Here is a 24,725-nt window from a genome sequence, read left to right as displayed (position 1 = left end):
GAACTTGCAAAGGAAACAGCATGAACGATTTTCAGAGGTACTTGTCCTCCTGCCTGCTGGCAGGAGTGGCGCTGCTCGGCAGCACTGCGGCAGGGGCGGCGGGCGCGCCGGCGCTCGGCGCCGCATCGACTTTCTCGGTGCTGAGTGCTGCGTTCGGCGGCACCGGCGCCGTGACCTGCACCAATTCCACCATCACCGGGGATGTGGGCTCTTCGGGTCTCCCGGCCTCGGTGACACAGACCAGCTGCACGATCAACGGAGCGATCGTCGCGCCGGTCTCCACCCAGGTATCGACCGACTTCAACGCTGCCTACGACCAGTACGCCGGCATTCCCTGCACCGCAACGTTGAATTCCGTCTACTCGGAGACCGATCTCACGCTCGTGCCGGGTGTCTATTGCAGCCCGGCAGCGGTGACGTTCAACGCCATGACCTTGACGCTCGACGCCCAGGGCGATGCCAACGCGGTCTGGATCTTCAAGATCGGAACCGGCGGCACAGGTGCATTGACCGGCACGAACCTCGCCGTGAACTTGATCAACGGTGCGCAGTCCTGCAACGTGTCCTGGTGGGTTGCGCAAGCAGCAACGCTGACGACGTCGGGTTTCCATGGAAACATCCTCGCGGGCGCTGCCATCACGGTGACCGGTGTTTCCGAGAACTCGACGGTGACCTTCAACGGGAATGCCTTGTCCAAGGCTGCAGTCACCTTGACGGATGTCACCGTCAACGGCTGCAGGGGAACCAGCGGCCCGGGGACGGTGCGCGGCAAGTGCAACCAGGGCGTCGGCAACGGACCCGAGGGCTGCGATCCGGGCAACTCGAACCAGGGCCGCATTTCGCCGTTCGGATCCAATGACGAAGCCGGCGGCGTGCCGGGCAACCCTGGCCGCAAGGGCGGCAACAAGAGGTAGGGCGCCACGCACCAAAGAAAAAAGGCCTTGGGAACAAGGCCTTTTTTTGATGTTGTGGTGGAGAGGAGGAGGATCGAACTCCCGACCTTCGCATTGCGAACGCGACGCTCTCCCAGCTGAGCTACCCCCCCACGACGATCACGATTGTAGCAAAGGCCGCTTCACGCCACCTTCAGCAGCGGCTGCGCGAACTGCGCCTCCATCTCGCGCCGCAGCTGGTATGCGCGGGTGCTGGTGTCCATGGCCACGTCGCTCCAGCTCAGGCTCTGTCCCTTCTTCACCGGCCGCACGACCTTGACGTCGTGCGCCAGTCCCAGTGGCAGGCCACCCATGCGCACGGAGGCCTCCGCCGGCAGCAGCTTGCCCCACACCGTGTAGCCGCCTTCGCCGTCCAGCATTTCGCCCACCGCCAGGTCGCGCTTGGCCGTCGCCACCACGTCCGCGTTCCAGCAAGTGGCCACGCCGGTCGCCTCGCCGCGCAGTGCGACGCTGGCCACGGACACGCCCACTTCCAGGCCGATCAGGTGCCAGCGCTTGTACAGCGTGAAGTAGCGGCCGCTGGGGTCGGTGTGCGCGTTGTATTCCTCGAAGCAGTTCTTGACGTACTCCGTCTCGGCTTCCACCGTCACCCACACGCCCATGCGAATGTCGTAGGGGATCTGGCGTCCGTTGGCTTCGAGTGACGAGATCACTTCCACCATGCCCTTGCGTTCCAGCACCCCGCCTTCACTGATGGGACGCGTGACGAAAGGGATGTCCTCGACGCTGGCCGGCGGATAGAGCAGGCCGTTCGACGGCACGTGCAGTCCGGTGGCGTTGGCGACCGCGGTGCATTCGATGGAGGGCTTGGAGCCGTCCAGGAAGCTGTTGAACATCTTCGGGTTGAGGCCGCCGCGCCTGGCCTGTTCCGGCGTCAGGCCGTAGTTTCCCCAGACGGTCTCGGGGGTGGATTCGCTGAAGTGCGGCAGCCACTTGTGGCCGCGGCCGGCCGCAACGACGGGGAAGCCGCAGGTGCGCGCCCAGTCCACCAGGTCGCAGATCAGCGCCGGCTGGTCGCCGAACGCGAGCGAGTAAACGACGCCGGCTTGCTCCGCGCGGCGCGCCAGCAGCGGGCCGCAGAACGCATCCGCCTCCACCGTCACGTTCACCACGTGCTTGCCGTGGGCGAAAGCTTCCAGGCAGTGGTCCACCGCGGCGATCGGGTGGCCGGTGCACTCCACCACCACGTCGATCGCCGGGTGGCGCACCAGCGCCTGCCAGTCCGCCCCGATGTGCGTCGCGCCGGTTTTCAGCGCTTCGTCGATCGACGAAGCCTGCGTGCGTTCCGCCTTCCAGCCCACGCGCTCCAGGTTGGCGCGTGCGGCGTCGGGCGAGAGGTCGGCAATGGCGGCCAGGTGCACGCCGGGCGTGCGCGGCACCTGCGCGAGGTACATCGAGCCGAACTTGCCGGCGCCGATCAGGCCCACGCGGATCGGCTTGCCTTCAGCGGCTCGGCGTTGCAGTTGTGCATGCAGGGACATTCAGGCCGCCCTTCTGATTTGATCAATGGGTTCGGGCGAGGTCGCCAGCGCGCTCGCCGGCATGCCGTTCTTCCACGGCAGGTCCACCGGATACGGCTTGGTGAGGCAATCGTCCGGCAGACATGCGATCGGCGCGAAGTCGCGGTGCGCGATGAACTCGGGTCGCTTGAACCGGCGGATGTGGTTGGAGACGGCGCACAGCGACAGGTACACGCTGACGCGATTCCACGGCGACAGGTTGCTGGTGGATGCGTGCACCAGGCAACTGTGGAACAGGATCATCGAGCCCGCCGGGCCCTTGGGGCTGACGATGCCCCCGTTCTTGCCGCCGGCGCGGTCGACCAGCGTGGCGATCAGCTCGTTGTCGACGGTCCACAGCGGATAGCTGGTGGTGGTGAGGTCGTGCCTGGCCTGCACCACGCCTTTCTTGTGGCTGCCGGGGATGAACATCAGAGGGCCGTTGTACTCGTTGACGTCGTCCAGGAAGATCGCCACGTTCATCGCGCGCTCGGTCGGCATCATGTCGTCGTTCAGCCAGGTGCCGTAGTCCTGGTGCCATTGCCAGACGTCGCCCTCGAATGCCATTTTTCCGTTGATCTTGAACTGGTGCATGTAGACCTCTTCGTCGAAGAGCTCCATGACCGGCTCCACCATGCGCGGGTGGCGCGCCAGGCGCGCGAAGGGTTCGCTGTACAGATGCGCGGCGAAGTTGGTCCGCACGGCGTCGCTGCCTTTCTCGCGCACGTTGAAGGCTTCGCGGCGCGCGTACAGCGGCGGCACCGCCTCGGTGAGCGTGCGCGTCTCCTCGGGCGAGAACAGGCTGGGGAAGAAGAGGTATCCCTCGCGATCGAAGTGTTCGATCTGTTGCGGTGTCAGTTTCATGCCGGTCTCCTATGCGCCGTATTCTGTGTTCCCAACACGGTTTAGGCCAACCTGACGAGCTCCATGCATCCCTGACAAGTTGTGACAGGATGTAGCAAACAGGGTGGAGACTTGGCATGGAGCGAGACGGACGCTGGTACGACAGCATGTACAACAACCGGGAGCTGGTCCCGGCGCATCCGGAGTTCTTCGCCCGCTGGGCGCAGGACTCGGAGGCCGCTCGCCGCACGAGCCCCTGCGAACTGGATATCGCGTATGGCACGGAGCCGGGCGAGCGACTCGACGTCTTCCCCGCAGCGCATGCCCATGCTCCAGTGCTCGTGTTCATCCATGGGGGCTATTGGCGCGCACTCGACAAGCGCGACCACTCGTTCATCGCGCCGGCCTTCACCCGCCACGGCGCCTGCGTCGTCATCCCCAACTACGACTTGTGCCCGGCCGTCACGGTGCCGCACATCGCGCTGCAGATGGCGCGCTCCGTGGCCTGGACGTGGCGCCATATCGCGCGCTTCGGCGGCGACCCGCGGCGCATCACCGTGTGCGGACATTCGGCGGGCGGCCAGCTTGCCGCGATGACGCTGGCCTGCCTGTGGCCGCAGCTCGATGCAGGGCTGCCGCGCGACGTGGTGCGCAGCGCGCTGGCGATCTCCGGCCTGCACGACCTGGATCCGATCATGCGCACGACCTTCCTGCAGCCGACGCTGAAACTCACGCCGGAGCAGGTGGCCCAGGCCAGTCCCGCGCGGCTGCCGGCGCCCAAGCACGGCACGTTGTATTCGGTGATCGGTGACGACGAGAGCGCGGAATACCACCGGCAGAACCGGATGATCCAGGATGCGTGGGGCCCGCGGCGGGTGCCGGTGTGCGAGGCGCTGCCGGGGCTGAACCACTTCAGCGTGCTGGATGCGCTGGTGGAGCCGAGCCACAGGCTGCAGCAGCTGGCGCTGGATCTGCTGCGGGCTTGAGGTCACGGCGGGGTTCGCTGTCGCGAAACCCGCCCTACGAAGAGGCCCCCGTAGGTCGGGTTGCGCGCGAAGCCGCACCCCGACGTTCCGCCATCACATCAACAAATGTTCCCCGGCATTGTCCCCGCCGAGGATCACGTAGTTCACCTTGCGGATGTCCGCCAGCTTGGTGCCGCCGGCATAGCTGATCGAGCTCTGCAGATCTTCCTGCATCTCGCGCAGCGTCTCCGACAGCTTGCCCTTCACCGGCTCCAGGATGCGCTTGCCCTCGACGTGCTTGTACTCGCCCTTGTTGAAGTCGGACGCGCTGCCGTAGTACTCCTTGAACAGGCGGCCATCCACTTCCACGGTGGCGCCCGGCGACTCCTCGTGGCCGGCCAGCATGGAGCCGATCATCACCATCGTCGCGCCGAAGCGGATGCTCTTGGCGATGTCGCCATGCTCGCGGATGCCGCCGTCCGCGATGATCGGCTTGGTCGCCACGCGGGCACACCACTTCAACGCCGACAACTGCCAGCCACCGGTGCCGAAGCCCGTCTTCATGCGCGTGATGCAGACCTTGCCCGGGCCGATGCCGACCTTGGTGGCGTCGGCGCCCCAGTTCTCCAGGTCGATGATCGCTTCCGGCGTGCCGACATTGCCCGCGATCACGAACGCATCGGGCAGCTTCGCCTTCAGGTGCGCGATCATGTTCTTCACCGTGTCGGCGTGGCCGTGCGCGATGTCGATCGTCACGTAGTCCGGCACCAGGCCCTCGGCGGCGAGCTTGTCCACCGTCTCGTAGTCGGCCTGCTTCACGCCCAGGGAGATGGAGGCGAATGCGCCCGCTTCCTTCATGCGCCGCACGAACTTGACGTTGTCCAGGTCGAAGCGGTGCATCACGTAGAAGTAGCCGTTCTTCGCCAGCCAGAGCGAGACTTTCTCGTCCAGCACGGTCTTCATGTTCGCGGGCACGATCGGCAGCTTGAAGCGGCGGCCGCCGAACTCCAGCGACGGGTCGCATTCCGAGCGGCTTTCCACGCGGCATTTGCGCGGCAGCAGCAGCACTTTGTCGTAATCGAAGATTTCCATTCCAGGCTCCGGAGGTCTGTTGCAGAACAGGTGGACGCTTGGACTGTGGGCCCGGAACCGGCCGGGACACCCCGGAAACGCGAACCGGGCCACAAATGCTTGGGCCCGGTGATTGATTCTAAGCCTGCTGCCTCACTCGGAACATTCGGTCTGGCTGATAGCCCTGATACGGCCGCGTGCATCCTGCAGCAGGGCCACCAGCCTCAGGCGCTCCGGCCGGGCGCCCTCATGGATCTGCAGCGCCCGGGTCTCCGCCAGCCGGCCTGGCGTCCCCCCCTGGACCTGCCCCCAGTCCGGACGAAACACATTGCGCACCAGGTTGCGCGCCACCGGGCTGCCGTCCGTGCCCGCGGGCAGTTTCTCGACCAGCAGGAGCCAGGCGCCCCACGGACTGCGGCCGGGTGAGGTCAGTTCGATGGAAGCGGCGACGTAGTCGTTGAACGCGGCCCCTTGCGCCAGCCGCAGCGCCATGCCGGCCCCATGGCGCCGCAGGGGGACGGTTTCGCTGCGCACGGGGACCCGCCGACCCAGCATGCGCAGCCGCTCGATCGCGTCGTTGCTCGCCACGGCCGAGAGCGGCGCGTCGTCCCCCATGCTGCCGGGGACGACCCAGTCGAGCACCAGCGTGTCGGCCGAGGCGGGCGTCGCCGTCGCGGGGTCCTGCCAGCAGCCGGCGCAATCCGCATTGATGAAGCGCTCCAGCACCCCGGCAGGCGCGGCGACGCCGTCGCTGGTGCAGAGCGCTTGGGCGGCCAGCGGCAAAGCCAGGAAGAGCAGGGCGAGGGCGGTGTGGAGTGGCACAGCGGTTGGGATCATGGCCCGGACACGGAGGTTCCCACCGGGCTTCCTACAATGGCACATGTTCCCAGAAGTCGCCGCCGAGTCTCCGCTGCTCGCCCATCTCAACCCGGAGCAGCGGGCCGCCGTCACCCTGCCTCCGGAACACTCCCTCATCCTTGCCGGCGCCGGCTCGGGCAAGACGCGCGTGCTCACCACCCGCGTCGCCTGGCTGCTGTCCACCGGCCAGATCGGTCCCGGCAACGTGCTGGCCGTCACCTTCACCAACAAGGCCGCCAAGGAGATGATGGTGCGGCTGCAGGCCATGCTGCCCGTCAATGTCCGCGGCATGTGGATCGGCACCTTCCACGGCCTGTGCAACCGCTTCCTGCGCGCGCACTACAAGCTGGCCGGCCTGCCGCCGGCCTTCCAGATCCTCGACACGCAGGACCAGCTCTCCGCCGTCAAGCGCCTGATGAAGCAGCACAACGTGGACGACGAGCGCTTTCCCGCCAAGGAACTGCAGTGGTTCATCGCCGGCTGCAAGGAGGAGGGCTTGCGCGCGAACATGGTGGAGGTGCGCACCGAGGAGGACCGCCGCAAGGTGGAGATCTACCAGCTGTACGACGAGCAGTGCCAGCGCGAGGGCGTGGTGGACTTCGCCGAGCTGATGTTGCGCAGCTATGAATTGCTGCGCGACAACGACCCGATCCGCGAGCATTACCGGCGCCGTTTCCACCACATCCTGGTGGACGAATTCCAGGACACCAACAAGCTGCAGTATGCGTGGCTGAAGATGTTCGCGGGCGAGGCCAGTTCGGTGTTCGCGGTGGGCGACGACGACCAGAGCATCTACGCCTTTCGCGGCGCGCGCGTGGGCAACATGGCGGACTTCGTGCGCGAGTTCAGCGTGCGGCACCAGATCAAGCTGGAGCAGAACTACCGCAGCTTCAGCAACATCCTGGATTCGGCCAACGCGCTGATCGCGCACAACAAGACGCGCCTGGGCAAGAACCTGCGCACCGACCAGGGCGCCGGCGAGCCCGTGCGCATCTACGAAGCGCCGACCGACATGGCGGAGGCGCAGTGGATGGTGGAGGAGATCCGCCAGCTGGTGCGCGAGGACACGCCGCGCCACGAGATCGCCGTGCTCTATCGCAGCAACGCGCAAAGCCGCGTGATCGAGACGTCGCTGTTCAACGCCGCCGTGCCCTACCGCGTGTACGGCGGGCTGCGCTTTTTCGAGCGCGCCGAGATCAAGCACGCGCTGTCCTACCTGCGCCTGCTGGAGAACCCGAGCGACGACACCAGCTTCATCCGCGTGGTGAACTTCCCGGCGCGCGGCATCGGCGCGCGCAGCGTCGAGCAGTTGCAGGACGCCGCGCGTGCGTCCGGCTCGTCCCTGCACGACGCGGTGCATGCGACCACCGGCAAGGCCGGCGCCAACCTGGCGGCCTTCGTGCAGAAGATCGACGCCATGCGCAAGGAGACCGAAGGCCTGACGCTGCGCGAGATCATCGAGGTGATGCTGCATCGCAGCGGCCTGATTGACCACTACAAGGCCGAGCGCGACGGCGGCGACCGCATCGAGAACCTGGAAGAACTGGTCAACGCGGCCGAGAGCTTCGTCACGCAGGAAGGCTTCGGGCGCGACGCGGTGGCCCTGCCCATCGACGAACTCGGCTCGACGCTGCTGCGCCAGTCGCCGGCGAGCCAGGGCCTGGACCCGAGCCTGCCGGAAGAGAACGAGCCCGCGCCGGACTACGTGCCGCCCGACGCGGAGACTGGCGAGACGCTGTCGCCGCTGGCCGCTTTCCTGACGCACGCCGCGCTCGAATCCGGCGACAACCAGGCGCAGGCTGGGCAGGACGCCGTGCAACTGATGACGGTGCACGCGGCCAAGGGACTGGAGTTCGACTGCGTCTTCGTGACGGGGCTGGAAGAGGGCCTGTTTCCCAGCGAGCGCTCGCTGGCGGACTACGAAGGCCTGGAGGAAGAGCGCCGCCTGATGTACGTGGCGATCACGCGCGCGCGCAAGCGCCTGTACCTCAGCTATTCGCAGACGCGGCTGCTGCACGGGCAGACGCGCTACAACGTCAAGAGCCGCTTCTTCGACGAACTGCCCGAGCACGCGCTGAAGTGGCTCACGCCGAAGAACCAGAACTTCGGCGGCTCCGCCTTCGGCTATGGCATGGGCTATCCCACTTCACGCGGCGGTGCTGCAGGCGGCGGCTACGGCCGCAGCGAAACCTTCGCCAGTCCGCAGGTGCCGGTGCAGAAGGCGGCGCCCGAGCACGGGTTGCGGCCGGGGATGCAGGTCTTTCACGCCAAGTTCGGCGAGGGGACGGTGCTGACGCTGGAGGGGTCGGGACAGGACGCGCGGGCGCAGATCAATTTCCCGCGGCACGGCCAGAAGTGGCTGGCGCTGTCCGTCGCCAAGCTCACGCCGGTCCCGTGAGCCGGGTGCGGCCTAGGACAGGTCACCGGGGTTCGGCTTCGCGTTCACCGCCGGCCTACGACAGGTAGTTCCAGTCCGTTTCCGGCAGGGCCTTGATGAATTCGAAAGCGGGCGCCAGGCAGCCGTGGGCATCGGCCCATTCCACCTGCTCGCGGAAGCACATGCGCTTGGCCAGCGATGGGGTCGAAGCCCAGGCCGAGCCGGTCAGGGGTGCGGGCGGCAGCGCGGAGCCGTCACCCTGTTCGCCGAGCAGGCGGTAGAACTCCAGCCAGCGGGTGGGCTGGGGGCTGATGCGGTTGTCCTTGCGGATTTCGGCCAGCGCCTCGTACAGCGTCACTTCGACGGGAGCCAGCGACAGCGAGCCAAGGTCGTCCAGTGATTTGAATGCCTTGGGCGCGGGCACGTCGGCCACGGGTTCCAGAGGCATGGGAACCGTCGGCAAATCGAAGGTGTCCCCAGCGGGGTGCATCGGCTGGGAAAGCGGTTCCGTGTCGGGGAACTGCGGCTTGCTATTGGACCAGAGCTTCATGGACTTCAACCCCAATCTCGGGTTCTTGCGATGGACCAGTGTAACAATATCTTACAGCCGTGGTATAGGTGGATTGCGTATGTTCCGGCAAAGCCCGTTCGGGCGTGTGGTGGCCGCAACGCTTCGGAGAAAACCCATGAAAGTTCGCGTATTCCTTGCCATCTTCGCGCTTTCAGCGGCCGTCCAGGCCGCCGACACCCCGTCGCCGGCGCCGGCGGCTGCAGCCAAGGTGGATCGGGTGGAGAAGGCGCGCCAGGCGATCGCCGGCAAGGACTGGAACGTGGCGGTGCGCGAATTGCAGGCGGCCGTGAAGGAGACCCCGCAGGACGCCGACGCCCACAACCTCCTGGGCTACAGCTACCGCAAGCGCGCCAATCCTGACCTGGCCAAATCGTTCGAACATTACGAGATGGCGCTCAAGATCAACCCGAACCACAAGGGTGCGCACGAATACATCGGCGAGGCCTACCTGATGCAAGGCAAGCCCGCCGAGGCGGAGACCCACCTGGTGAAGCTGGAGCAGATCTGCGGCGGCCGGGGCTGCGAGGAGTACCAGGACCTCGCGAAGTCGATCAGCGAGTGGAAGGCGAAGCGCTAGGAGCCTGCGCGGGGTGCGCCTCCGGCGGCCGCTCTTCCATGTAGCCGTTTCCGTCCTTCACCCCCGTGCGGCCGGCGATCTGCCATGCCGTGCGCTGGTCGATCAACTGCGCCAGGTGCTCCACTTCCTCGTCGGTGTGGTTGATCGCCCTGGCGGGCGTCAGGTAGCGGCCGTTCTTCGGCTCCGCCTCGCCCCAGAAGGACTGGTGGTAGACCGAGCGGGACTCCGCGCGATCGCCGCCCGCGGCCATGTCGACCACGCCATAGCAGTTGCAGAAGTAGCTGCGGTTGGCCTGGTCGGGGAACACCTCGGTGTAGACGCCCGTGCCGCGGATGCCCGCGGTGAGCGTGGGCGTGACGATCTGGCGCGACGTGCCGCGGCCGAACACGCTGACCACGGCGCCGGTGAGCAGCCGCAGCACGCTGACCGTGTTGATCGTGGCGCCGCGTTCCACCTGGATGCGGCTGTTCTGGCGCACCTGCATGGCCGCCGTGCCGACCACGAAGACCAGGTGCGAGCCCGGCCCCGTTTCGATGCGGTCGCCGGTCTGGATGGTCTGTCCGATCCGCAGCGCCTGGCCGTTCACGAGCACGTCGCCCCCCAGTTCCAGGACGTTGCCGCGTTGCTGCGCCAGGGCCGCCCCGAATCCGCCCATGGCCGTCCAGCCGGCCGCGGCCTGCAGGAAGCTGCGGCGGCGGAACCACAGGACTTCGTCCTCGGTTCGGCCTGACAGGATGTGATCGCTCATGGTGTGTCCTCTCCTGGTGGTGCGGTCGGTGGCGGGGCTGCGTCTTCGTCAGCCTGGAAGCTGTCGCGGAAGGTGAAATACAGCGAGGTCGAGAACATCGCCACGAGCAGCAGCACGGTGGGCATCATCACGCTGCGGGCGACCGCCACGCCACCGAGCAGCATGCCGATCGTGCTGAAGACGAACCCGATCCCCATGAAGACGGTGAGCCAGGCGAATCCGTAGAGGAGGAGGGCGCCGAAGTTGCGGAACACCGCGACCGCGCTGAAGAACAGGCTCTTGATCGGCGACACGCCGTGCCAGTGCACCAGCGCGGGCGCGTGCCAGAACAGCACGATCAGCGGCGAATGCAGCAGCAGCACGACCAGCATGCGCGGATCGAGCTGCGGCGTGTCCGATGCCGCGGCGGCCGCCGGCTCGCTCACCAGCATGGCCCCGAGCAGCGAAGCGACCAGCGAGCCCGCGGTGTAGATCACGCCCAGCATCAGCATGGCGCGGGCGCGCTGCCTGCCGGCGCGAAAGGCGCTGATCAGGACGGTGGGCATCGGGAAGCGGCCGCTCGCCGCTTCGGACGTCGCGGCCATCAGACCCAGGGTCGCCGCCGGCACCAGCATGGCGCCGAGGATCGGCCCCACCAGCGGCACCTGCGACAGCACCAGCACGGCGGCCATGTACATGAAGAACAGCCCGGTCAATGCCAGGGGCTGCTTCAGGAATGTCTGGATGCCGAGCTTGACCCATAGGATTCCAGTACGCGCGGGAACGATGTTCAGTTTCACGACGGGGTCAATTTAACGCAAGCAGGCGCGCCGCCGCCCGGCGTCACAGGCTGGCAGCCGTGACAGGATGCGCAATGCGCTGGCGCAGCACCCGCTCGAAATGGGTGGGATCGTGGGCCTTCAGCAGCGATGCCTCGCGCGGGAGGTGGAAGTCCCACAGCCTGGAGATCCAGAAGCGCAGCGCCCCGGCGCGCAGCATCGCCGGCAGCATCTGCCGTTCGGCGGCACCCAGAGGCCGCACGTCGGCATACGCGGCGACGAAGGCGCGCGCGCGCTGGGCGTCGTGCGCGCCGGTGGCCAGGTCGATCGCCCAGTCGTTCAGGCACACGGCGATGTCGAACAGCCAGGCATCGACGCCCGCGAAATAGAAATCGAAGAAGCCGGTGAGCTGCCCGTCCTGGAACATCGCGTTGTCGCGGAACAGGTCCGCGTGCACCGGTCCGCGCGGCAGCGCGGCCGACGCGGAGCTGGCGGCCACGTGGTTCTGGAAGGCCAGCTCGCTGCGCAGCAGGGCGGCCTGTTCCGGCGTGACGAAGGGCAGCACCACCGGCACGGTCTCGTTCCACCACGCCAGTCCGCGCAGGTTGGGCTGGCGGCGCTGGAAGTCCCGGCCGGCGAGGTGCATGCGCGCGAGCATCGCGCCGACCTGGGCGCAGTGCTCCGGCCCGGGCGCGAGCTCGTGCTTGCCCTCCAGCTTGTTCACCACCGCGGCGGGCTTGCCCAGGACGGTGTGGAGGATGTCCCCGTTGGCGTCCGCCGCCGGGTCGGGCACGGGGATGCCGTGCTGCGCCAGGTGCTTCATCAGGTGCAGGTAGAACGGCAACTGCTCGAAGGTGAGGCGCTCGAACAGCGTGAGCACGAACTCCTTCGTGCCCAGCACGTCCTGCGTGGTGACGAAGTAGTTGGTGTTCTCGATGCCGCTCTGGATGCCGCGCAACTCGCGCAGCTCGCCCAGGTTCAGCCCGCGCAACAGCACCCGCGCCTCGTCGTCCGAGACTTCGGTGAAGACGGCCATGTCAGAAGGCGAGCACGTTCCAGACCCGCTTCTTGCGGCCGGAGAAACCTTCGCGGCTCTCCGAGGGCCGGCTGCGGGCCAGGTCGTCCGGCTGCAGCTCGTAGGCCGGCGCGCCGGCCTTGGGCTGCACCGTCACGCTCTGCGTCTGCCCGCCCACGCGCACCTCGTCGATGCGGTTGGCGTTGTCCTCGACCCGGATGTGCTCCACCTTCTGGTTCTGGCGCGGGTCGCCGGCAGGCTGGCGCTCCAGCGGAGCCTGCGCGGAGGCGCTGGCGGCCGCCAGCAGGAGCGGGACGAGGGCGAGTCTCATGGGTTCGATTGTAGGCCGGGGCACCACCGGCGTTCGGCTGCGCGCCCACCGCCGGCCTGCAGGTCGATACCGCCCGACCAGCGGGCACAATGACCGCATGAGCGAGACGGACCAAGTCCCCCAACCCGAACCCAAGGTGCTGCTGCTGGTCGACGGCTCCAGCTACCTGTACCGCGCCTTCCATGCCATGCCCGACCTGCGCGCGGTTCCCGGCGATCCCGCGAGCCCGGCCACCGGAGCCATCCGCGGGATGATCAACATGATGCAGAAGCTGCGGCGTGACATCCGCGCCGACTATGCCGCCTGCGTGTTCGACGCGCCCGGCGGCACCTTCCGCGACGAGCTGTACCCCGAATACAAGGCGACCCGCTCCGCGATGCCCGACGACCTGCGCGCGCAGATTCCGGCGATCCACGAGGTGGTGCGCCTGCTCGGATGGAAAGTGCTCAACGTGCCCGGCGTGGAGGCCGACGACGTGATCGGCACGCTGGCCTGCATGGGCACGCAGGCCGGCATGGTCACCATCATTTCCAGCGGCGACAAGGACATGTCGCAGCTGGTCAACGAGCACGTCACGGTGATCGACACCATGAACGACCGCCGCCGCGACATGGCGGGCGTGGAAGTCGAGTTCGGCGTGCCGCCGCGCCTGATGGTGGACTACCAGACGCTGGTGGGCGACTCCATCGACAACGTGCCCGGCGTCGACAAGGTCGGCCCCAAGACCGCCGTCAAGCTGCTCAAGGAGTTCGGCTCGCTCGACGCGCTCGTGGCCCGTGCGCACGAGGTCAAGGGCGCCGTCGGCGATAACCTGCGCAAGGCGCTGGACTGGCTGCCGAAAGGCCGCCAGCTGCTGACCATCCGCACCGACTGCGACCTGAAGGACCACATCCCCGGCTTCCCGGCGCTGGAGGACATCGTCATCGGCGGGCAGGACGTCGACAAGCTCAAGGAGTTCTACGAGCGCCACGGCTTCAAGGGACTGGTCAAGCAGCTGGAGGAGCACGCCGTGCCGCCCGAGCTGCTGGAGGAATACAAGAAAAGGGAGAAGGCGCGGCCGTCTCCCACGCCCGGCCTCTTCGACGAGCCGGACCTCTCCGGCCTGTCGCAAGCCACCACGCTGCACTACGAGACCATCTTCACATGGGATGCGTTCGAGACGTGGCTGCAACGCATCGAGGCCGCATCGCTGGTGGCGGTGGACACCGAGACCGATTCGCTCGACGAGATGCTGGCCACCATCGTGGGCCTGTCCTTCAGTCCGGAGCCCGGCCTCGCGTGCTACGTCCCGATGACGCACGACTACCAGGGCGCGCCCGACCAGCTGCCGCGCGACGAGGTGCTGGCGCGCCTGAAGACCTGGCTCGAAAACCCGGACAAGAAGAAGCTGGGCCAGCACATCAAGTACGACCGCCACGTCTTCGCCAACCACGGCATCGAGGTGCGCGGCTACCAGCACGACACCATGCTGGAAAGCTACGTGCTGGAAGTGCACAAGCCGCACGGCCTGGCCAGCCTGGCCGAGCGGCACCTCGGGCGCACCGGCATCGACTACGAGACCATCGCCGGCAGCGGCGCCAAGCACATCGGCTTCAACCAGGTGCCGATCGACAAGGCCGCCGAATATTCCTGCGAGGACTCCGACCAGACCATCGACGTCCACCTGGCGCTGTGGCCCAAGCTGGAACGCGACACCAGGCTGCGCTTCATCTACGACCTGGAGATGGAGTCCAGCGAGGTGCTGTACCGGATCGAGCGCAACGGCGTGATGGTCGATGCGCAGCTGCTGCAGCAACAAAGCCATGAGCTCGGCCAGCGCATCATGCAGCTCGAACGCGAGGCGCACGAGCTGGCCGGCCAGCCCTTCAACCTGGGCAGCCCCAAGCAGATCGGCGAGATCTTCTTCACCAAGCTCGGCCTGCCGGTGGTCAAGAAGACCGCGAGCGGCGCGCCGAGCACCGACGAGGAGGTGCTGGAGAAACTGGCCGAGGACTACCCGCTGCCGGCGAAGATCCTCGAGCACCGCGGCCTGTCGAAGTTGAAGGGCACCTACACCGACAAGCTGCCGCAGATGGTGCATCCGGTCACGGGGCGGGTGCACACGCACTACGCGCAGGCCGTCGCGGTGACGGGCCGGCTTTCCAGCAACGACCCCAACCTGCAGAACATCCCGGTGCGCACAACCGAGGGCCGGCGCATCCGCGAGGCCTTCATCGCACCGCCAGGCTCGCGCATCGCGAGCGCGGACTACAGCCAGATCGAGCTGCGCATCATGGCGCACATCTCGGAGGACGAAGCGTTGCTACGCGCCTTTCGCGAGGACATCGACGTGCACCGCGCCACCGCGTCCGAGGTGTTCGGCGTCGGCGTCGACGAAGTCTCGAGCGAGCAGCGCCGCTACGCCAAGGTCATCAACTTCGGCCTGATCTACGGCATGAGCAGCTTCGGCCTGGCGCGCAACCTGGGCATCGAAACCTCCGCGGCCAAGACCTACATCGACCGCTACTTCCAGCGCTATCCGGGCGTCAAGCAGTACATGGACGAGACACGGCTGTCGGCCAAGGCCCGCGGCTATGTGGAGACGGTGTTCGGCCGCCGGCTGTACCTGCCCGAGATCAACTCACCGAACGGGCCGCGCCGCGGCAGCGCCGAACGCCAGGCGATCAACGCGCCGATGCAGGGCACCGCGGCCGACCTGATCAAGCTGTCGATGGTGAAGGTGCAGCAGGTGCTGGACGCGCAGCAGCGCCGCACGAAGATGATCATGCAGGTGCACGACGAACTGGTGTTCGAAGTGCCGGAGGATGAAGTGGACTGGCTGAAGGTGGAGATCCCGCGCATCATGGCCGGCGTCGCCGAGCTGCGGGTGCCGCTGCTTGCCGAGATCGGGGTGGGCCTGAATTGGGAAGTGGCGCACTGAGGTTGAATGCGGGAGCGGGGGCAGGACGCAGAAGGCGCAGAAGTTACGCAGAAGTCGCAAAAGGACTTCCAAATCCTTTTTGGTTTTTTCTGCGTCTTCTGCGTAGTTTCTGCGACTTCTGCGTCCGGTATCCGAATTCAGGTCTTCGGTTTCTCCGACCACAACTGACCCCCCGTCGCCCAGTCGCTCGGCTTGACGTCGTACAGGATCACGTCGACCCCTTCGGGCTTGCTGCCCAAGGTGTCGACGCAGGCCTGCGTGAGGGCCTTGACGAAGTTGCGTTTCTGCTCGGGGGTGCGGCCTTCGAAGAGGTCGACGCGAATGGTGGGCATGGGGTCTCCTTGGGGTGGGTCGAAACCCGTAGTCTGCGCGATTGCTAAGATGCCGCGCCCGTGACCCTGATCTCCATCCTCCTTGCAACATTGGCTGCCGGCATCGGCAGCGTCTGGTTGGCCGCCGCCCTGATGCGCGTGGGCGCCCTGATGCCGGCCGAGGGCGCGACCGACCGCGGGCCGGCCGGGCAGCACCTCCTCAGCCTCGCGGCGGGGGCCTTGCTCGCCACGGCCTTCATGCATCTGTTGCCCGAAGCGCTGGAGAGCGGCGCCCACGCCCAGGGGCTGTTCGGCACGCTGCTGGTCGGCCTGGTGTTCTTCTTCCTGCTGGACAAGGCCGAACTCTGGCATCACGGGCACGAGCACCATCACGGCCACGCACACGACCACGGGCACGCGCACGCGCACGCGCATGATGAATCGCGCATGTCGGGCGGTTGGGCGGTGTTGACCGGGGACAGCGTGCATTGCTTCGGCGACGGCATCCTCATCGCCTCGGCCTTCGTCGCCGACCTGCGGCTCGGCCTGGTGGCCGCGGTGGCGGTGGCCGCGCACGAAGTGCCGCACCACATCGGCGATCTGGCCGTGCTGCGGCAGGCCAGCGGCAGCCGTCGCGCGGCCCTGCTGAAGGTGTCGCTGGCGGGGGCGGTGACGCCGCTGGGGGGACTGGTGGGGTGGTGGCTGGTGGACCGGCTGGATGGCTACCTGCCGTACTTCCTGGTGGTCGCCAGCAGCAGCTTCATCTACGTGGCACTGGCGGATTTGATCCCCCAATTGCAAAAACGCCTGGGCGCGCGTGAAACGCTCGCCCAGGTCGCCTGGTTGCTGGTGGGCATTGCCCTGGTCAGCGCAGTGGGCGTGCTCGCGCACACCCACTGACCTCACCGCTCAGCGGTTCGGATTGTTGGGACGGTTGTCCTGGCTGTTGCGCACGCCGTCGCCATCGCGGTCGCGGTCATGGCGGTCGCAAACGCCGTCGTTGTCGGAGTCGCGGCAGGTGTTGCCAGGACGTGTCCAGGTGCCTTCACGGTATTCCCAGCGTCCGCCCACCTGCACCCAGGTCGCCGGGGCATAGACGTAGCCGCTGCGACGCGCCGAGTACTTGCCGGCAATCCACACGTGCTCGCGGCCATTCCAACGCCAGTGGCCCGGAACCCAGACCTGGCCAGCCCGCATGACGGGGACCGGCTCGGCGCGCGGCGGGGGCGGCGGGACCTGCACGTAGACGGGGGCGCCCACATTGGGATTGCCGGGACGCGCGTCCTGCGAGTTGCGCACGCCGTCGCCGTCGCGGTCCTTGTCGTGGCGATCGCAGACGCCGTCGCCATCGGTGTCGCGGCAGTTGTTGCCGGGACGCACCCAAGTGCCTTCACGGTATTCCCAACGCCCGTTCACGCTGACCCACTGCGCCGGCATGTAGACGTAGCCGGAGCGGCGGGCGGACATGTGGCCCTTGATCCAGACGTGCTGCGAGCCATTCCAGCGCCAGTGGCCCGGCACCCATACCTGGCCGCGTGGAACGGCGGGCATGACCTCGACCTGCGGTGCGGGCGGCGCGATCTGCACTACGACGGACGCACGCTGCGCGAAAGCTGGCGCGGACAGCAGCGCCGTGAAGGCCGCGGTCGCGATAGCGCCCCGGATCCAAGTTCTAGATGCCATTCGATTTCTCCTGTTGACAGTAACTGACGTCCTGCCAGCTTCAAACGCTGGCCGCGCCGTATCCGTTGACGCCGACTGCTCGGCCAACTCTTCCCTTTTAACAAACTTGCATGAGCCTGTGTCGCAATGCATGCGCAGTCCTACATGCGTGCGGGCGTTGTCCGACAGGGTGGTGACCGCTCACCCCGTAAGGTAACCGGATGAACGGCGTTGCTACGCAAGACAGCGCCGCCGTCCCTCACCTCGCAATCCAGTACAGGGACCCTTCCATGAAAAAACAAACCTCCATCGTGGCCGCGCTCATCGCTCTCGGCTTCTCCTTCGCCGCGGCGCAGGCGCAGACCACGGGCTCCGGCAGCTCCGCGACGGGCGGCCAGGCGGCACCGATGGCGCAACCCGGCGCCGGCACGCGCAACGTGCCGACCAGGAAGGACGACAAGGTCGCGCGCGGGGATCGCAAGTTCATTGAGGAAGCCGCGGGCAGCGGCATGTTCGAGGTGCAGGTGTCGCAGCTCGCCGCCAGCAAGGCCACCGATCCCAACGTCAAGAGCTACGCGAGCATGCTCGTCGATCACCACACGGCCGCCAACAACGAGCTGGTCAAGATTGCCAACGCCCGGGGTGTCGAGCTGCCCGCCGCGCCGCCGCGCGCGCTGCGCAAGGACATCGAAAAGCTCGGCAAGAAGAACGGCGCCGACTTCGACAAGGACTTCGTCCGCGAGGTCGGCATCAAGGCCCATGAGAAGGACATCAAGAAGTTCCAGGGCGCCAGCAAGGACGTGAAGGATCCGGAGCTGAAGGCATTCGTCGACAAGACGCTGCCGCAGCTGCGCGAGCACCTGGCGGCGGCCCAGAAGCTGCCGCAGGCGAAGAAGTGATGCGGCTGCGGCCGCGGACTGGACCGGTCGTGCGCCACGCGATCATCGCCGCTACGCTGGCATCGGCGCTGTTCGCCGCGCCGGTCTCGGGTGCGCCCGCCAAGGTTGCTTATGCACCTGGGGCTGCGGCGGACGTGAAGCCCTCGTCGCCACCCCAGCGGCTGGAACGCCTGTTCCTGCAGATCACCGCGGCGAACCTGCGGTTCCAGCAGGAAGCTTCCCGGCTGGCCGACGCGAGAAGCAACAACCCTTCGGTCAAGGACCTCGCCAACACGCTGGCGACCCGGCAACAAGCCATGCAGCCGGAGCTGGTGCGGCTGCTGCATGCGCGCGGCATGGCCTTGCCGATCATGACCAGCCGGCAGGTGAAGGTGCTCAGGCAGCTGGGCAAGCTGCAGGGCGCCAGGTTCGACCAGCTGTACGTGGAGGAGGTGGTGCTGCGCTCGCATCGCGACGACATCGCCAACTACGAGAAGCTTGCAAACGAGGCTCAGGACCCGGTGCTCAAGGCGTGGGTGGAGCGGCAGCTGCCGACGCTGCGCTTCCAGCTGGCCAAGGCCGGCAAGGCCTTGCCGAACGCGTCGTTGCGCGGTCAGCGCGCGGTGTAGCCCGTCACGCGCCAGCGGCCGTCGGCCTCGCGCACCGTCGTGACGGTCTCGACCACTTCCGGATTCTTGTCGAACCTGGACACGAAGTGCACGGTGACGTAGTCGCCGTCGGGGCGGCCCGCCAGCGTCTTCTTGTACAGCGCCTGCCCGGGCTGGCGCTCCAGCATCGCGCCGAACGGCTCGCGCACCTTCGGGATGCCGTCCATCCAGGTGCCCAGCGGCACGGTCTGGCGGAACACCGCGCTCGACGCGTCCCATGCGGAGCCCCAGTCGCGGCGATCGAGCAGCACCAGCCAGGCATGCGCGGCCAGCTGGCCGGCCTTTTCCGCCTCGGGGTTGCTGATGGCTCCGGGCGCGGTTGGCGCGGGCGCGACCGGTGTGGCAGCGGGTGAGGGTGCGGGTGCGGCAGGCGCGGTGCGTGCGGGCAGGCCGGTCGCCGGCGGCTTGAGCTGGGCCTGCGCGGCGGCAGCGACGCACAAGGCTGCAGTGAGTGCGGCAAGGCGGAAACTCGGCTTCATCGGTGCTCCAGGTCTGGCAAGCCGGCAGTCTAGCCGCTATGAACGGCCGGGCTTCCTGTTTACCGCGCCTTCACCCGCAGCAGCTCGCGCATCATTCGCGCCCCGACCTGGCCCTGGTCCTCGTTGTTGGTGTTGAAGAGGACGTGCACATGGTCGGCAAGCGTGGCCAGGTGTTCGATTTCCGGGACCATCGCCGCGAGTTCGTCGTGGCTGTACTGGTAGTCGAAGCGTGCGGACGACGCGGCCAGGCCCTTCTTGTTCCACGTCTGCTTGTTGCGCCCGTGCAGCCGCAGGATCGCGAGCCTGGGGTGGGTCACATCCCATACGCAAGGCACGCAGTTGGCAAAGCCCTGCGGCGAATCGACCACCGTGTGGACGACGCCGAGCGCGCGCTCCCACTCCAGCGTCTTCTCCAGGTCCTCGCCGTGGAACCAGGTGCCGTGGCGAAACTCCGCGGCCACCAGGTGGCCGGCCATCTTCTCGACACAGTGCTCGACGTGGGCGATGCCCGCGCGATTGCGCAGCACCCACGGCGCGAACTGGAAATGCACCGCGCCCAGCTTGCCCGCTCTCTTCAGCGGTTCCAGCGCTTCGATGAAGCGCCGCCAGAGCTCGTCGCGAATCTCCAGCGGCACGTCGGCGTAATACAGGTTGCCGGCCCCCTGCGGGCCCAGCGCCTGCTGCAGGTCGCGGTGCAGCACGCCGGGTTGCGTCTGGTGCCCCGTGAACAGGCGAAACGCCTTGACGTTGAAGGTGAAGTCCGCGGGTGTGCGTTGCGCCCACAACTGCGCCACCTGCGGCGTGGGCATGGCGTAGTAGCTCGAGTCGACTTCCACCAACGGGAACTGCTGCGCGTAGAACTGCAGGCGCTGCTCCGCCGTCTTGCAGGCAGGCGGGTAGAAGCGGCCGCACGCGATGAGCGTCTTGTCCGTCCAGGAAGCGGTGCCGACGAGGATGTTCCCGATCACTGGATTAATATACAGCTTATGCAGTCCCCCGACCCCCTGGAATCCCTCAACGCCCAGCAGCGGGAGGCCGCCACGCACGGCACGGGCGACACCGCCGCGGACACCCGGCCCTTGCTCGTGATCGCGGGCGCGGGGTCGGGCAAGACCAACACGCTGGCGCATCGCGTCGCCACCCTCGTGCGGCACGGCGCCGACCCGCAACGCATCCTGCTGCTCACCTTCAGCCGTCGCGCGGCGCAGGAGATGGAGCGGCGCGTCGGCGGCGTGCTGCAGAAGGCGCTGGGCCTGGGCGGGACGCAGCCGCTGCCCAACCTGCCGTGGAGCGGCACCTTCCATGGCATCGGCGCGCGCCTGCTGCGCGAATACGCGCCGCGCATCGGCCTGGAGGACACCTTCACCATCCACGACCGCGGCGACGCCGAGGACCTGATGGGCATGGTCCGCCACGACATCGGCCTGTCGGAGACGAAGAAGCGTTTCCCGTTGAAGGGCACCTGCCTGGGGATCTACTCGCGCGTGCTGAACACGCGCGAGCCGCTCGGGCTGACGCTGCAGTCGGTGTACCCCTGGTGCACGCAGTGGGAGGAGGAGCTCAAGAAGCTGTTCGGCGCCTATGTGGAGGCCAAGCAGCAGCAGAACGTGGTGGACTACGACGACCTGCTCGCCTTCTGGGCCGACATGATGGCCGAGCCCGCGCTGGCAGCGGAGGTGGGTGCGCGTTTCGACCACGTGCTGGTCGACGAATACCAGGACACCAACCGGCTGCAGGCGGAAATCCTGCTCGGCCTGAAGCCCACGGGGCAGGGCGTCACCGTCGTGGGCGACGATGCCCAGAGCATCTATTCGTTTCGCGGCGCGACGGTGCGCAACATCCTCGACTTCCCGCAACAGTTCACGCAGCCGGCGCGCGTGGTCACGCTGGAGCGCAATTACCGCAGCACGCAGCCCATCCTGGATGCCAGCAACGCGGTGATCGCGGCGGCCCGCGAGCGCCACGCCAAGAACCTGTTCACCGACCAGGCGTCCAGCCAGCGCGCGCAACTGGTGCTGGTGCCCGACGAGGCGCAGCAGGCGCGCTGGGTGGCCGACCAGGTGCTGCGCCAGCGCGAGGCGGGCACGCCGCTCAAGTCGCAGGCGGTGCTGTTCCGCACCAGCCACCACAGCGCTGGCCTGGAGCTGGAGCTCGCCCGCCGCAACATCCCTTTCGTGAAGTTCGGCGGGCTGAAGTTCCTGGAGGCCGCGCACGTCAAGGATGTGATGGCCCTGCTGCGTTTCGCGCAGAACCCGCGCAGCCGCATGGCGGGCTTTCGCGTGGCGCAACTCGTGCCGGGCATCGGGGCGGCGACGGCCACGCGGCTGCTCGATGCCATGGCCGAAGCGGGCGACCCGCACCAGGTCTTGCAGGACTTCGAAGCGCCGGCGCAGGCCTTGCAGGAGTGGTCGCAGCTCGCGTCGCTGTTCGCCAGGCTGAACGACGCCGAGCTCGCGTGGCCGGCCGACATGGAACTGGCCAAGTCCTGGTACCTGCCGGTGCTGGAGCGCCTGCATGACGATGCAGGCGTGCGCAAGCTGGATGTGGAGCAACTGGCGCGGCTGGCCGCCGGCTACGGCAGCCGCGAGCGCTTCCTGACGGAGCTGACGCTGGACCCGCCCGACGCCACCAGCGACCAGAGCGGGCCGCCGCTGCGCGACGAGGACTACCTGGTCCTGTCCACCATCCACAGCGCCAAGGGCCAGGAGTGGAAGGCGGTGCACGTGCTGAGCGTGGTCGACGGCTGCATCCCCAGCGACATGGCGACGGGCACGACGGAGGAGATCGAGGAGGAGCGCCGGCTCCTGTACGTGGCGATGACGCGTGCCCGCGAGCAGCTGCACCTGCTGGTGCCGCAGCGCTTCTATGTCACGCAGCAGTCGGGCGGCGGCGACCGCCACCTGTATGCGGGCCGCTCGCGCTTCATCAGCGAGGCGATGACAGCGCACTACGAGCAGGTCACGTGGCCCGAAGCCATCGCCGTGCGGCCGGGGCTGGCGCAGCCACAGGTGCCCGTGATCCAGGTGCGGTCGCGTGCGCGTGCGGCATGGAAGTAGCGCTTTAAGAAGACGGGCGCGAGCCCCGCCGTCGCCTCTCCGCGACAATAGGCCATGCGTCTCCCCAGCTCCGCCAATTTTCGCCCCGTCGGCACCATTCCCCTGCGCAACCTCTGGCGCTCCGACCACCTCGGCGCGCTCGACGCGCACGACGCCGCACAGATCCAGGCCCTCGGCATCCGCCGCGTGCTCGACTTCCGCGGTGTCGAGGAACGCACCGCCGCCGCCTGCGCCCTGCCGGGCGTAACGGTCCATTCGCTGCCGATCGAACCGACCATCGTGCAGAAACTGGCGGACCTCGTGGCGGCCGGCAGCACGATCTCCGGGACGGACGTTTCCACCTACATGCAGGACACCTACCGCGGCTTCGTGCGCACCGGCACGCCGCGCTTCGCCGAGTTTTTCGGCCACCTGCTGGCCTCCGACGAGCCCACGGTCTTCCACTGCACGGCGGGCAAGGACCGCACGGGTTTCGCCGCGGCGCTGCTGCTCAAGGCCACCGGCGCGAGCGACGACGAGGTCATGCAGGACTACCTGCTGACGAACGATCGCGTGCAGTTGCCGTCCGCTTCCCGCCTGGGCCTCTCGCCGGAAGCCACCGAAGTGCTGTGGCGGGTGCAGCCGGAATTCCTGCACGCCGCCTTCACCGAAGTCCACAGTTCCTATGGTTCGCTGGAAAACTACCTGCGCGAGGGCCTGGGGCTGCGCGACGCCGAGCGCGAGCGACTGAATCTGCTTTACCGGACTAGGTAGGAACCCGCCCCCTGGCCCGTCGGTTTTCCTGCCGGCTACCGCGACAGCCTCCTACGCAACTCCCCGGGCAGAGCCGACAGGTCTGCCATTCGGCGACGCAAACACTCCGTTCCATGGCAGGCAAATTGCCTGTGATAAAGAAAGGGAGTCCGCGATGCCGAACCAGGAACAATCCCGAGACGGGATCCCGCGCAAGGACGACAACCGCCCGAGCCCGGATGGGCAAAAGGGTGGCGAGGCTCCCGGCAGCCAGGACTACCGCGGCGACGGCCCGGGCAAGCCAGGCCTGACCAGCGACAACCAGCCTGATCTCGTGGCGCCGTCCGGTGTCAACGAGCGCGACGGTGCTCCCGTTGAAGGAGCAGGCGGCGCCCTCGACTTCGACGACGGCACGGACATGGTCCATCCGCGCGGCAAGGTGACCAGCGCGGGCCGCACGGCCAACGAGAAGAACCCCAGCGATGCCGGGGACCTGGGTGCGCCCAACGCCGGCATGTCGGACCGCAACGGTCCGAGCGATCCCGATGCAAAACGTAGCCGCTAAGGCGGTGCGGGGAGGAGGCAACATGGTTTACGCGATCTTCTCCGCTTCGGTCCTGCTGGCGATCGGCGCGATCTATGCAGGCGCGGTCAGCTGGCTGTACTTCCGGCAGGAACGCCTGCTGTTCGAGCCCGACGCGCTGCCGCACGACGACCCGATCTGCACCGATCCCGATACGCGCGAGTTTTTCGTCGACGTGCCGGGTGCGCGCTTGTCCGTGGCCCAGATGACGCGGCCCGACTCGCGCGGCGTGTTCTTCTTCCTCCACGGCAATTCCGGCAACCTGAAGAAGTGGTTCGTCGATCTCGACGCCTTCCGCCAGGCCAATTTCGACGTGGTGATGTTCGACTATCGCGGCTTCGGCAAGAGCAGCGGGCGCATCGAAAGCGAGGAGCAACTGCGCGCCGACGTCGCCGCGGTCTGGGCGCACTTCGCCCCGGCCTACCAGGGCAAGCGGGTCGTGATCTCCGGCCAGTCGCTGGGCACGGGCCTGGCTGCCGGCCTGGCCGCGCAACTTGGCGCCGAGGGACACGCGCCCGACCTGACCTTGCTGGTCTCGCCGTACAGCAGCATGCGCGCCCTGGCAGCGGAGCTGTATCCATGGGTGCCGCAGCAGGTGCTGCGGTATCCGCTGCATACGCTGGAGCACGCCGCCAAGCTGCTGGGCCCGGTGATGCTGATCCACGGCGAGAAAGACGAACTGATCCCGATCCACCACAGCGAGACGCTGTGCAAGTCGATGCGGTCGGCCGAACTCGTGCGGGTGGACGGGGCCGGGCACAGCGACGTGCACCAGTTCCCCACGGTGCGCAAGGCGCTCGCATCGGCCCTGGGCCGGCTCTGACCGCTCGCTGACATCACGCAACGCCCGTCCTGCCTCCGGGCAGGACG

Annotated in this window: 25 protein-coding genes and 1 tRNA gene; 12 read left to right on the top strand and 14 right to left on the bottom strand. The window is 67.5% G+C overall.

The genetic code is table 11. From position 1 onward, the window contains the following. The first annotated feature begins 65 nt into the window (after nt 1–65). Nucleotides 66–914 (top strand): ice-binding family protein, encoded by an 849-nt coding sequence (locus WG902_RS09635; protein ID WP_340059812.1) that lies wholly within the window; start codon nt 66–68, stop codon nt 912–914. Between the two features lie 55 nt (nt 915–969). Here the strand turns inward: WG902_RS09635 and WG902_RS09630 are convergent. The 3 genes from WG902_RS09630 to WG902_RS09620 all read right to left on the bottom strand — a co-directional run bounded on the left by WG902_RS09630 (nt 970) and on the right by WG902_RS09620 (nt 3,316). Continuing rightward, nucleotides 970–1,045, bottom strand: a tRNA-Ala gene (locus tag WG902_RS09630). Between the two features lie 30 nt (nt 1,046–1,075). Next, nucleotides 1,076–2,434, bottom strand: a complete 1,359-nt coding sequence (locus WG902_RS09625; protein WP_340059811.1) for an NAD(P)H-dependent oxidoreductase — start codon at nt 2,432–2,434, stop codon at nt 1,076–1,078. After that, the gene (locus WG902_RS09620) at nt 2,435–3,316 is read right to left on the bottom strand and encodes a phytanoyl-CoA dioxygenase family protein (RefSeq protein ID WP_340059809.1); all 882 of its coding nucleotides are present in this window, start codon (nt 3,314–3,316) and stop codon (nt 2,435–2,437) included. 116 nt (nt 3,317–3,432) lie between these two features. On the opposite strand from WG902_RS09620, the gene WG902_RS09615 reads away from it, so the two are divergent. Next, on the top strand, nt 3,433–4,281 hold the full coding sequence (locus tag WG902_RS09615; RefSeq protein WP_340059808.1) for an alpha/beta hydrolase: 849 nt from the start codon (nt 3,433–3,435) through the stop codon (nt 4,279–4,281). Between the two features lie 93 nt (nt 4,282–4,374). Here WG902_RS09615 and WG902_RS09610 read toward each other — a convergent pair whose 3' ends face one another. Next, complete coding sequence (locus WG902_RS09610) at nt 4,375–5,352, bottom strand: GMP reductase (protein ID WP_340059807.1); 978 nt, start codon at nt 5,350–5,352, stop codon at nt 4,375–4,377. A 132-nt stretch (nt 5,353–5,484) separates the two neighbouring features. Continuing rightward, nucleotides 5,485–6,153, bottom strand: a complete 669-nt coding sequence (locus WG902_RS09605; protein ID WP_340059806.1) for a hypothetical protein — start codon at nt 6,151–6,153, stop codon at nt 5,485–5,487. A 58-nt stretch (nt 6,154–6,211) separates the two neighbouring features. Here WG902_RS09605 and WG902_RS09600 point away from each other — a divergent pair, with 58 nt between their 5' ends. Next, nucleotides 6,212–8,587, top strand: coding sequence for a UvrD-helicase domain-containing protein (locus WG902_RS09600; protein WP_340059805.1), 2,376 nt, complete (start codon nt 6,212–6,214; stop codon nt 8,585–8,587). 55 nt (nt 8,588–8,642) lie between these two features. On the opposite strand, the gene WG902_RS09595 is transcribed toward WG902_RS09600, so the two are convergent. After that, a complete protein-coding gene (locus WG902_RS09595; protein WP_340059804.1) occupies nt 8,643–9,014 on the bottom strand; it encodes a hypothetical protein in 372 nt (123 codons plus the stop codon). Between the two features lie 238 nt (nt 9,015–9,252). Here WG902_RS09595 and WG902_RS09590 point away from each other — a divergent pair, with 238 nt between their 5' ends. Beyond that, nucleotides 9,253–9,714, top strand: a complete 462-nt coding sequence (locus WG902_RS09590; RefSeq protein ID WP_340059803.1) for a tetratricopeptide repeat protein — start codon at nt 9,253–9,255, stop codon at nt 9,712–9,714. On the opposite strand, the gene WG902_RS09585 is transcribed toward WG902_RS09590, so the two are convergent. Genes WG902_RS09585 through WG902_RS09570 form a run of 4 tightly spaced genes read right to left on the bottom strand, consistent with a single transcriptional unit; the run spans nt 9,689 to nt 12,566 of the window. Next, nucleotides 9,689–10,462: an iron dicitrate transport regulator FecR gene (locus WG902_RS09585; RefSeq protein ID WP_340059802.1), complete on the bottom strand. Its 774-nt coding sequence runs from the start codon at nt 10,460–10,462 to the stop codon at nt 9,689–9,691. The two genes, WG902_RS09590 and WG902_RS09585, sit on opposite strands and share 26 nt — an antisense overlap. Beyond that, complete coding sequence (locus WG902_RS09580) at nt 10,459–11,241, bottom strand: BPSS1780 family membrane protein (protein ID WP_340059801.1); 783 nt, start codon at nt 11,239–11,241, stop codon at nt 10,459–10,461. The genes WG902_RS09585 and WG902_RS09580 overlap by 4 nt, the downstream gene beginning before the upstream one ends. Before the next feature lie 43 nt (nt 11,242–11,284). Beyond that, a complete protein-coding gene (locus WG902_RS09575; RefSeq protein ID WP_340059800.1) occupies nt 11,285–12,256 on the bottom strand; it encodes a homoserine kinase in 972 nt (323 codons plus the stop codon). Between the two features lies 1 nt (nt 12,257). Then, a complete protein-coding gene (locus tag WG902_RS09570; RefSeq protein WP_340059799.1) occupies nt 12,258–12,566 on the bottom strand; it encodes a hypothetical protein in 309 nt (102 codons plus the stop codon). A gap of 97 nt (nt 12,567–12,663) precedes the next feature. Between WG902_RS09570 and polA the strand changes: the two genes are divergently transcribed. Next, nucleotides 12,664–15,486 carry a DNA polymerase I gene (polA, locus tag WG902_RS09565; protein ID WP_340059798.1) on the top strand — a complete coding sequence of 941 codons (2,823 nt, stop codon included), beginning with the start codon at nt 12,664–12,666 and terminating at the stop codon, nt 15,484–15,486. 137 nt (nt 15,487–15,623) lie between these two features. On the opposite strand, the gene WG902_RS09560 is transcribed toward polA, so the two are convergent. After that, nucleotides 15,624–15,860 (bottom strand): 4-oxalocrotonate tautomerase, encoded by a 237-nt coding sequence (locus WG902_RS09560; protein ID WP_340060184.1) that lies wholly within the window; start codon nt 15,858–15,860, stop codon nt 15,624–15,626. Between the two features lie 18 nt (nt 15,861–15,878). On the opposite strand from WG902_RS09560, the gene WG902_RS09555 reads away from it, so the two are divergent. Beyond that, nucleotides 15,879–16,697 carry a ZIP family metal transporter gene (locus WG902_RS09555; RefSeq protein ID WP_340059797.1) on the top strand — a complete coding sequence of 273 codons (819 nt, stop codon included), beginning with the start codon at nt 15,879–15,881 and terminating at the stop codon, nt 16,695–16,697. Nucleotides 16,698–16,706: 9 nt separating this feature from the next. Here the strand turns inward: WG902_RS09555 and WG902_RS09550 are convergent, their stop codons facing one another. Then, nucleotides 16,707–17,480, bottom strand: a complete 774-nt coding sequence (locus WG902_RS09550) for a thrombospondin type 3 repeat-containing protein (protein ID WP_340059796.1) — start codon at nt 17,478–17,480, stop codon at nt 16,707–16,709. Nucleotides 17,481–17,749: 269 nt separating this feature from the next. Between WG902_RS09550 and WG902_RS09545 the strand changes: the two genes are divergently transcribed. Then, entirely contained in the window at nt 17,750–18,358 is a 609-nt protein-coding gene (locus tag WG902_RS09545; protein WP_340059795.1) for a DUF4142 domain-containing protein, read from the top strand. A 29-nt stretch (nt 18,359–18,387) separates the two neighbouring features. After that, complete coding sequence (locus WG902_RS09540; RefSeq protein WP_340059794.1) at nt 18,388–18,966, top strand: DUF4142 domain-containing protein; 579 nt, start codon at nt 18,388–18,390, stop codon at nt 18,964–18,966. Here the strand turns inward: WG902_RS09540 and WG902_RS09535 are convergent. Both WG902_RS09535 and WG902_RS09530 read right to left on the bottom strand, forming a co-directional pair. Beyond that, nucleotides 18,951–19,484, bottom strand: coding sequence for a DUF4019 domain-containing protein (locus tag WG902_RS09535; RefSeq protein WP_340059793.1), 534 nt, complete (start codon nt 19,482–19,484; stop codon nt 18,951–18,953). The two genes, WG902_RS09540 and WG902_RS09535, sit on opposite strands and share 16 nt — an antisense overlap. A gap of 59 nt (nt 19,485–19,543) precedes the next feature. After that, nucleotides 19,544–20,452 carry a DUF72 domain-containing protein gene (locus WG902_RS09530; protein WP_340059791.1) on the bottom strand — a complete coding sequence of 303 codons (909 nt, stop codon included), beginning with the start codon at nt 20,450–20,452 and terminating at the stop codon, nt 19,544–19,546. 18 nt (nt 20,453–20,470) lie between these two features. Here WG902_RS09530 and WG902_RS09525 point away from each other — a divergent pair, with 18 nt between their 5' ends. From WG902_RS09525 to WG902_RS09510, 4 genes are all read left to right on the top strand, one after another. Beyond that, nucleotides 20,471–22,540 carry an ATP-dependent helicase gene (locus WG902_RS09525; protein WP_340059790.1) on the top strand — a complete coding sequence of 690 codons (2,070 nt, stop codon included), beginning with the start codon at nt 20,471–20,473 and terminating at the stop codon, nt 22,538–22,540. Nucleotides 22,541–22,594: 54 nt separating this feature from the next. Further along, the gene (locus WG902_RS09520; RefSeq protein WP_340059789.1) at nt 22,595–23,293 is read left to right on the top strand and encodes a tyrosine-protein phosphatase; all 699 of its coding nucleotides are present in this window, start codon (nt 22,595–22,597) and stop codon (nt 23,291–23,293) included. Between the two features lie 154 nt (nt 23,294–23,447). After that, complete coding sequence (locus WG902_RS09515) at nt 23,448–23,837, top strand: serine/threonine protein kinase (RefSeq protein WP_340059788.1); 390 nt, start codon at nt 23,448–23,450, stop codon at nt 23,835–23,837. A gap of 22 nt (nt 23,838–23,859) precedes the next feature. Beyond that, nucleotides 23,860–24,678, top strand: coding sequence for an alpha/beta hydrolase (locus WG902_RS09510; protein WP_340059787.1), 819 nt, complete (start codon nt 23,860–23,862; stop codon nt 24,676–24,678). Nucleotides 24,679–24,725: the final 47 nt, after the last annotated feature.

It is taken from the genome of Ramlibacter sp. PS3R-8, assembly GCF_037572435.1.
GTDB lineage: Bacteria > Pseudomonadota > Gammaproteobacteria > Burkholderiales > Burkholderiaceae_C > Ramlibacter.
This window is presented reverse-complemented; position numbering and strand designations above follow the sequence as displayed.

Excerpts from the sequence above, each read along its gene's own strand:
- WG902_RS09625 (WP_340059811.1), bottom strand. The coding sequence starts at position 2,434 with ATGTCCCTGCATGCACAACTGCAACGCCGAGCCGCTGAAGGCAAGCCG.
- WG902_RS09620 (WP_340059809.1), bottom strand. The coding sequence starts at position 3,316 with ATGAAACTGACACCGCAACAGATCGAACACTTCGATCGCGAGGGATAC.
- WG902_RS09615 (WP_340059808.1), top strand. The coding sequence starts at position 3,433 with ATGGAGCGAGACGGACGCTGGTACGACAGCATGTACAACAACCGGGAG.
- WG902_RS09610 (WP_340059807.1), bottom strand. The coding sequence starts at position 5,352 with ATGGAAATCTTCGATTACGACAAAGTGCTGCTGCTGCCGCGCAAATGC.
- WG902_RS09600 (WP_340059805.1), top strand. The coding sequence starts at position 6,212 with ATGTTCCCAGAAGTCGCCGCCGAGTCTCCGCTGCTCGCCCATCTCAAC.
- WG902_RS09595 (WP_340059804.1), bottom strand. The coding sequence starts at position 9,014 with ATGCCTCTGGAACCCGTGGCCGACGTGCCCGCGCCCAAGGCATTCAAA.
- WG902_RS09590 (WP_340059803.1), top strand. The coding sequence starts at position 9,253 with ATGAAAGTTCGCGTATTCCTTGCCATCTTCGCGCTTTCAGCGGCCGTC.
- WG902_RS09585 (WP_340059802.1), bottom strand. The coding sequence starts at position 10,462 with ATGAGCGATCACATCCTGTCAGGCCGAACCGAGGACGAAGTCCTGTGG.
- WG902_RS09575 (WP_340059800.1), bottom strand. The coding sequence starts at position 12,256 with ATGGCCGTCTTCACCGAAGTCTCGGACGACGAGGCGCGGGTGCTGTTG.
- WG902_RS09570 (WP_340059799.1), bottom strand. The coding sequence starts at position 12,566 with ATGAGACTCGCCCTCGTCCCGCTCCTGCTGGCGGCCGCCAGCGCCTCC.
- polA (WP_340059798.1), top strand. The coding sequence starts at position 12,664 with ATGAGCGAGACGGACCAAGTCCCCCAACCCGAACCCAAGGTGCTGCTG.
- WG902_RS09550 (WP_340059796.1), bottom strand. The coding sequence starts at position 17,480 with ATGGCATCTAGAACTTGGATCCGGGGCGCTATCGCGACCGCGGCCTTC.
- WG902_RS09545 (WP_340059795.1), top strand. The coding sequence starts at position 17,750 with ATGAAAAAACAAACCTCCATCGTGGCCGCGCTCATCGCTCTCGGCTTC.
- WG902_RS09535 (WP_340059793.1), bottom strand. The coding sequence starts at position 19,484 with ATGAAGCCGAGTTTCCGCCTTGCCGCACTCACTGCAGCCTTGTGCGTC.
- WG902_RS09525 (WP_340059790.1), top strand. The coding sequence starts at position 20,471 with ATGCAGTCCCCCGACCCCCTGGAATCCCTCAACGCCCAGCAGCGGGAG.
- WG902_RS09520 (WP_340059789.1), top strand. The coding sequence starts at position 22,595 with ATGCGTCTCCCCAGCTCCGCCAATTTTCGCCCCGTCGGCACCATTCCC.
- WG902_RS09515 (WP_340059788.1), top strand. The coding sequence starts at position 23,448 with ATGCCGAACCAGGAACAATCCCGAGACGGGATCCCGCGCAAGGACGAC.
- WG902_RS09510 (WP_340059787.1), top strand. The coding sequence starts at position 23,860 with ATGGTTTACGCGATCTTCTCCGCTTCGGTCCTGCTGGCGATCGGCGCG.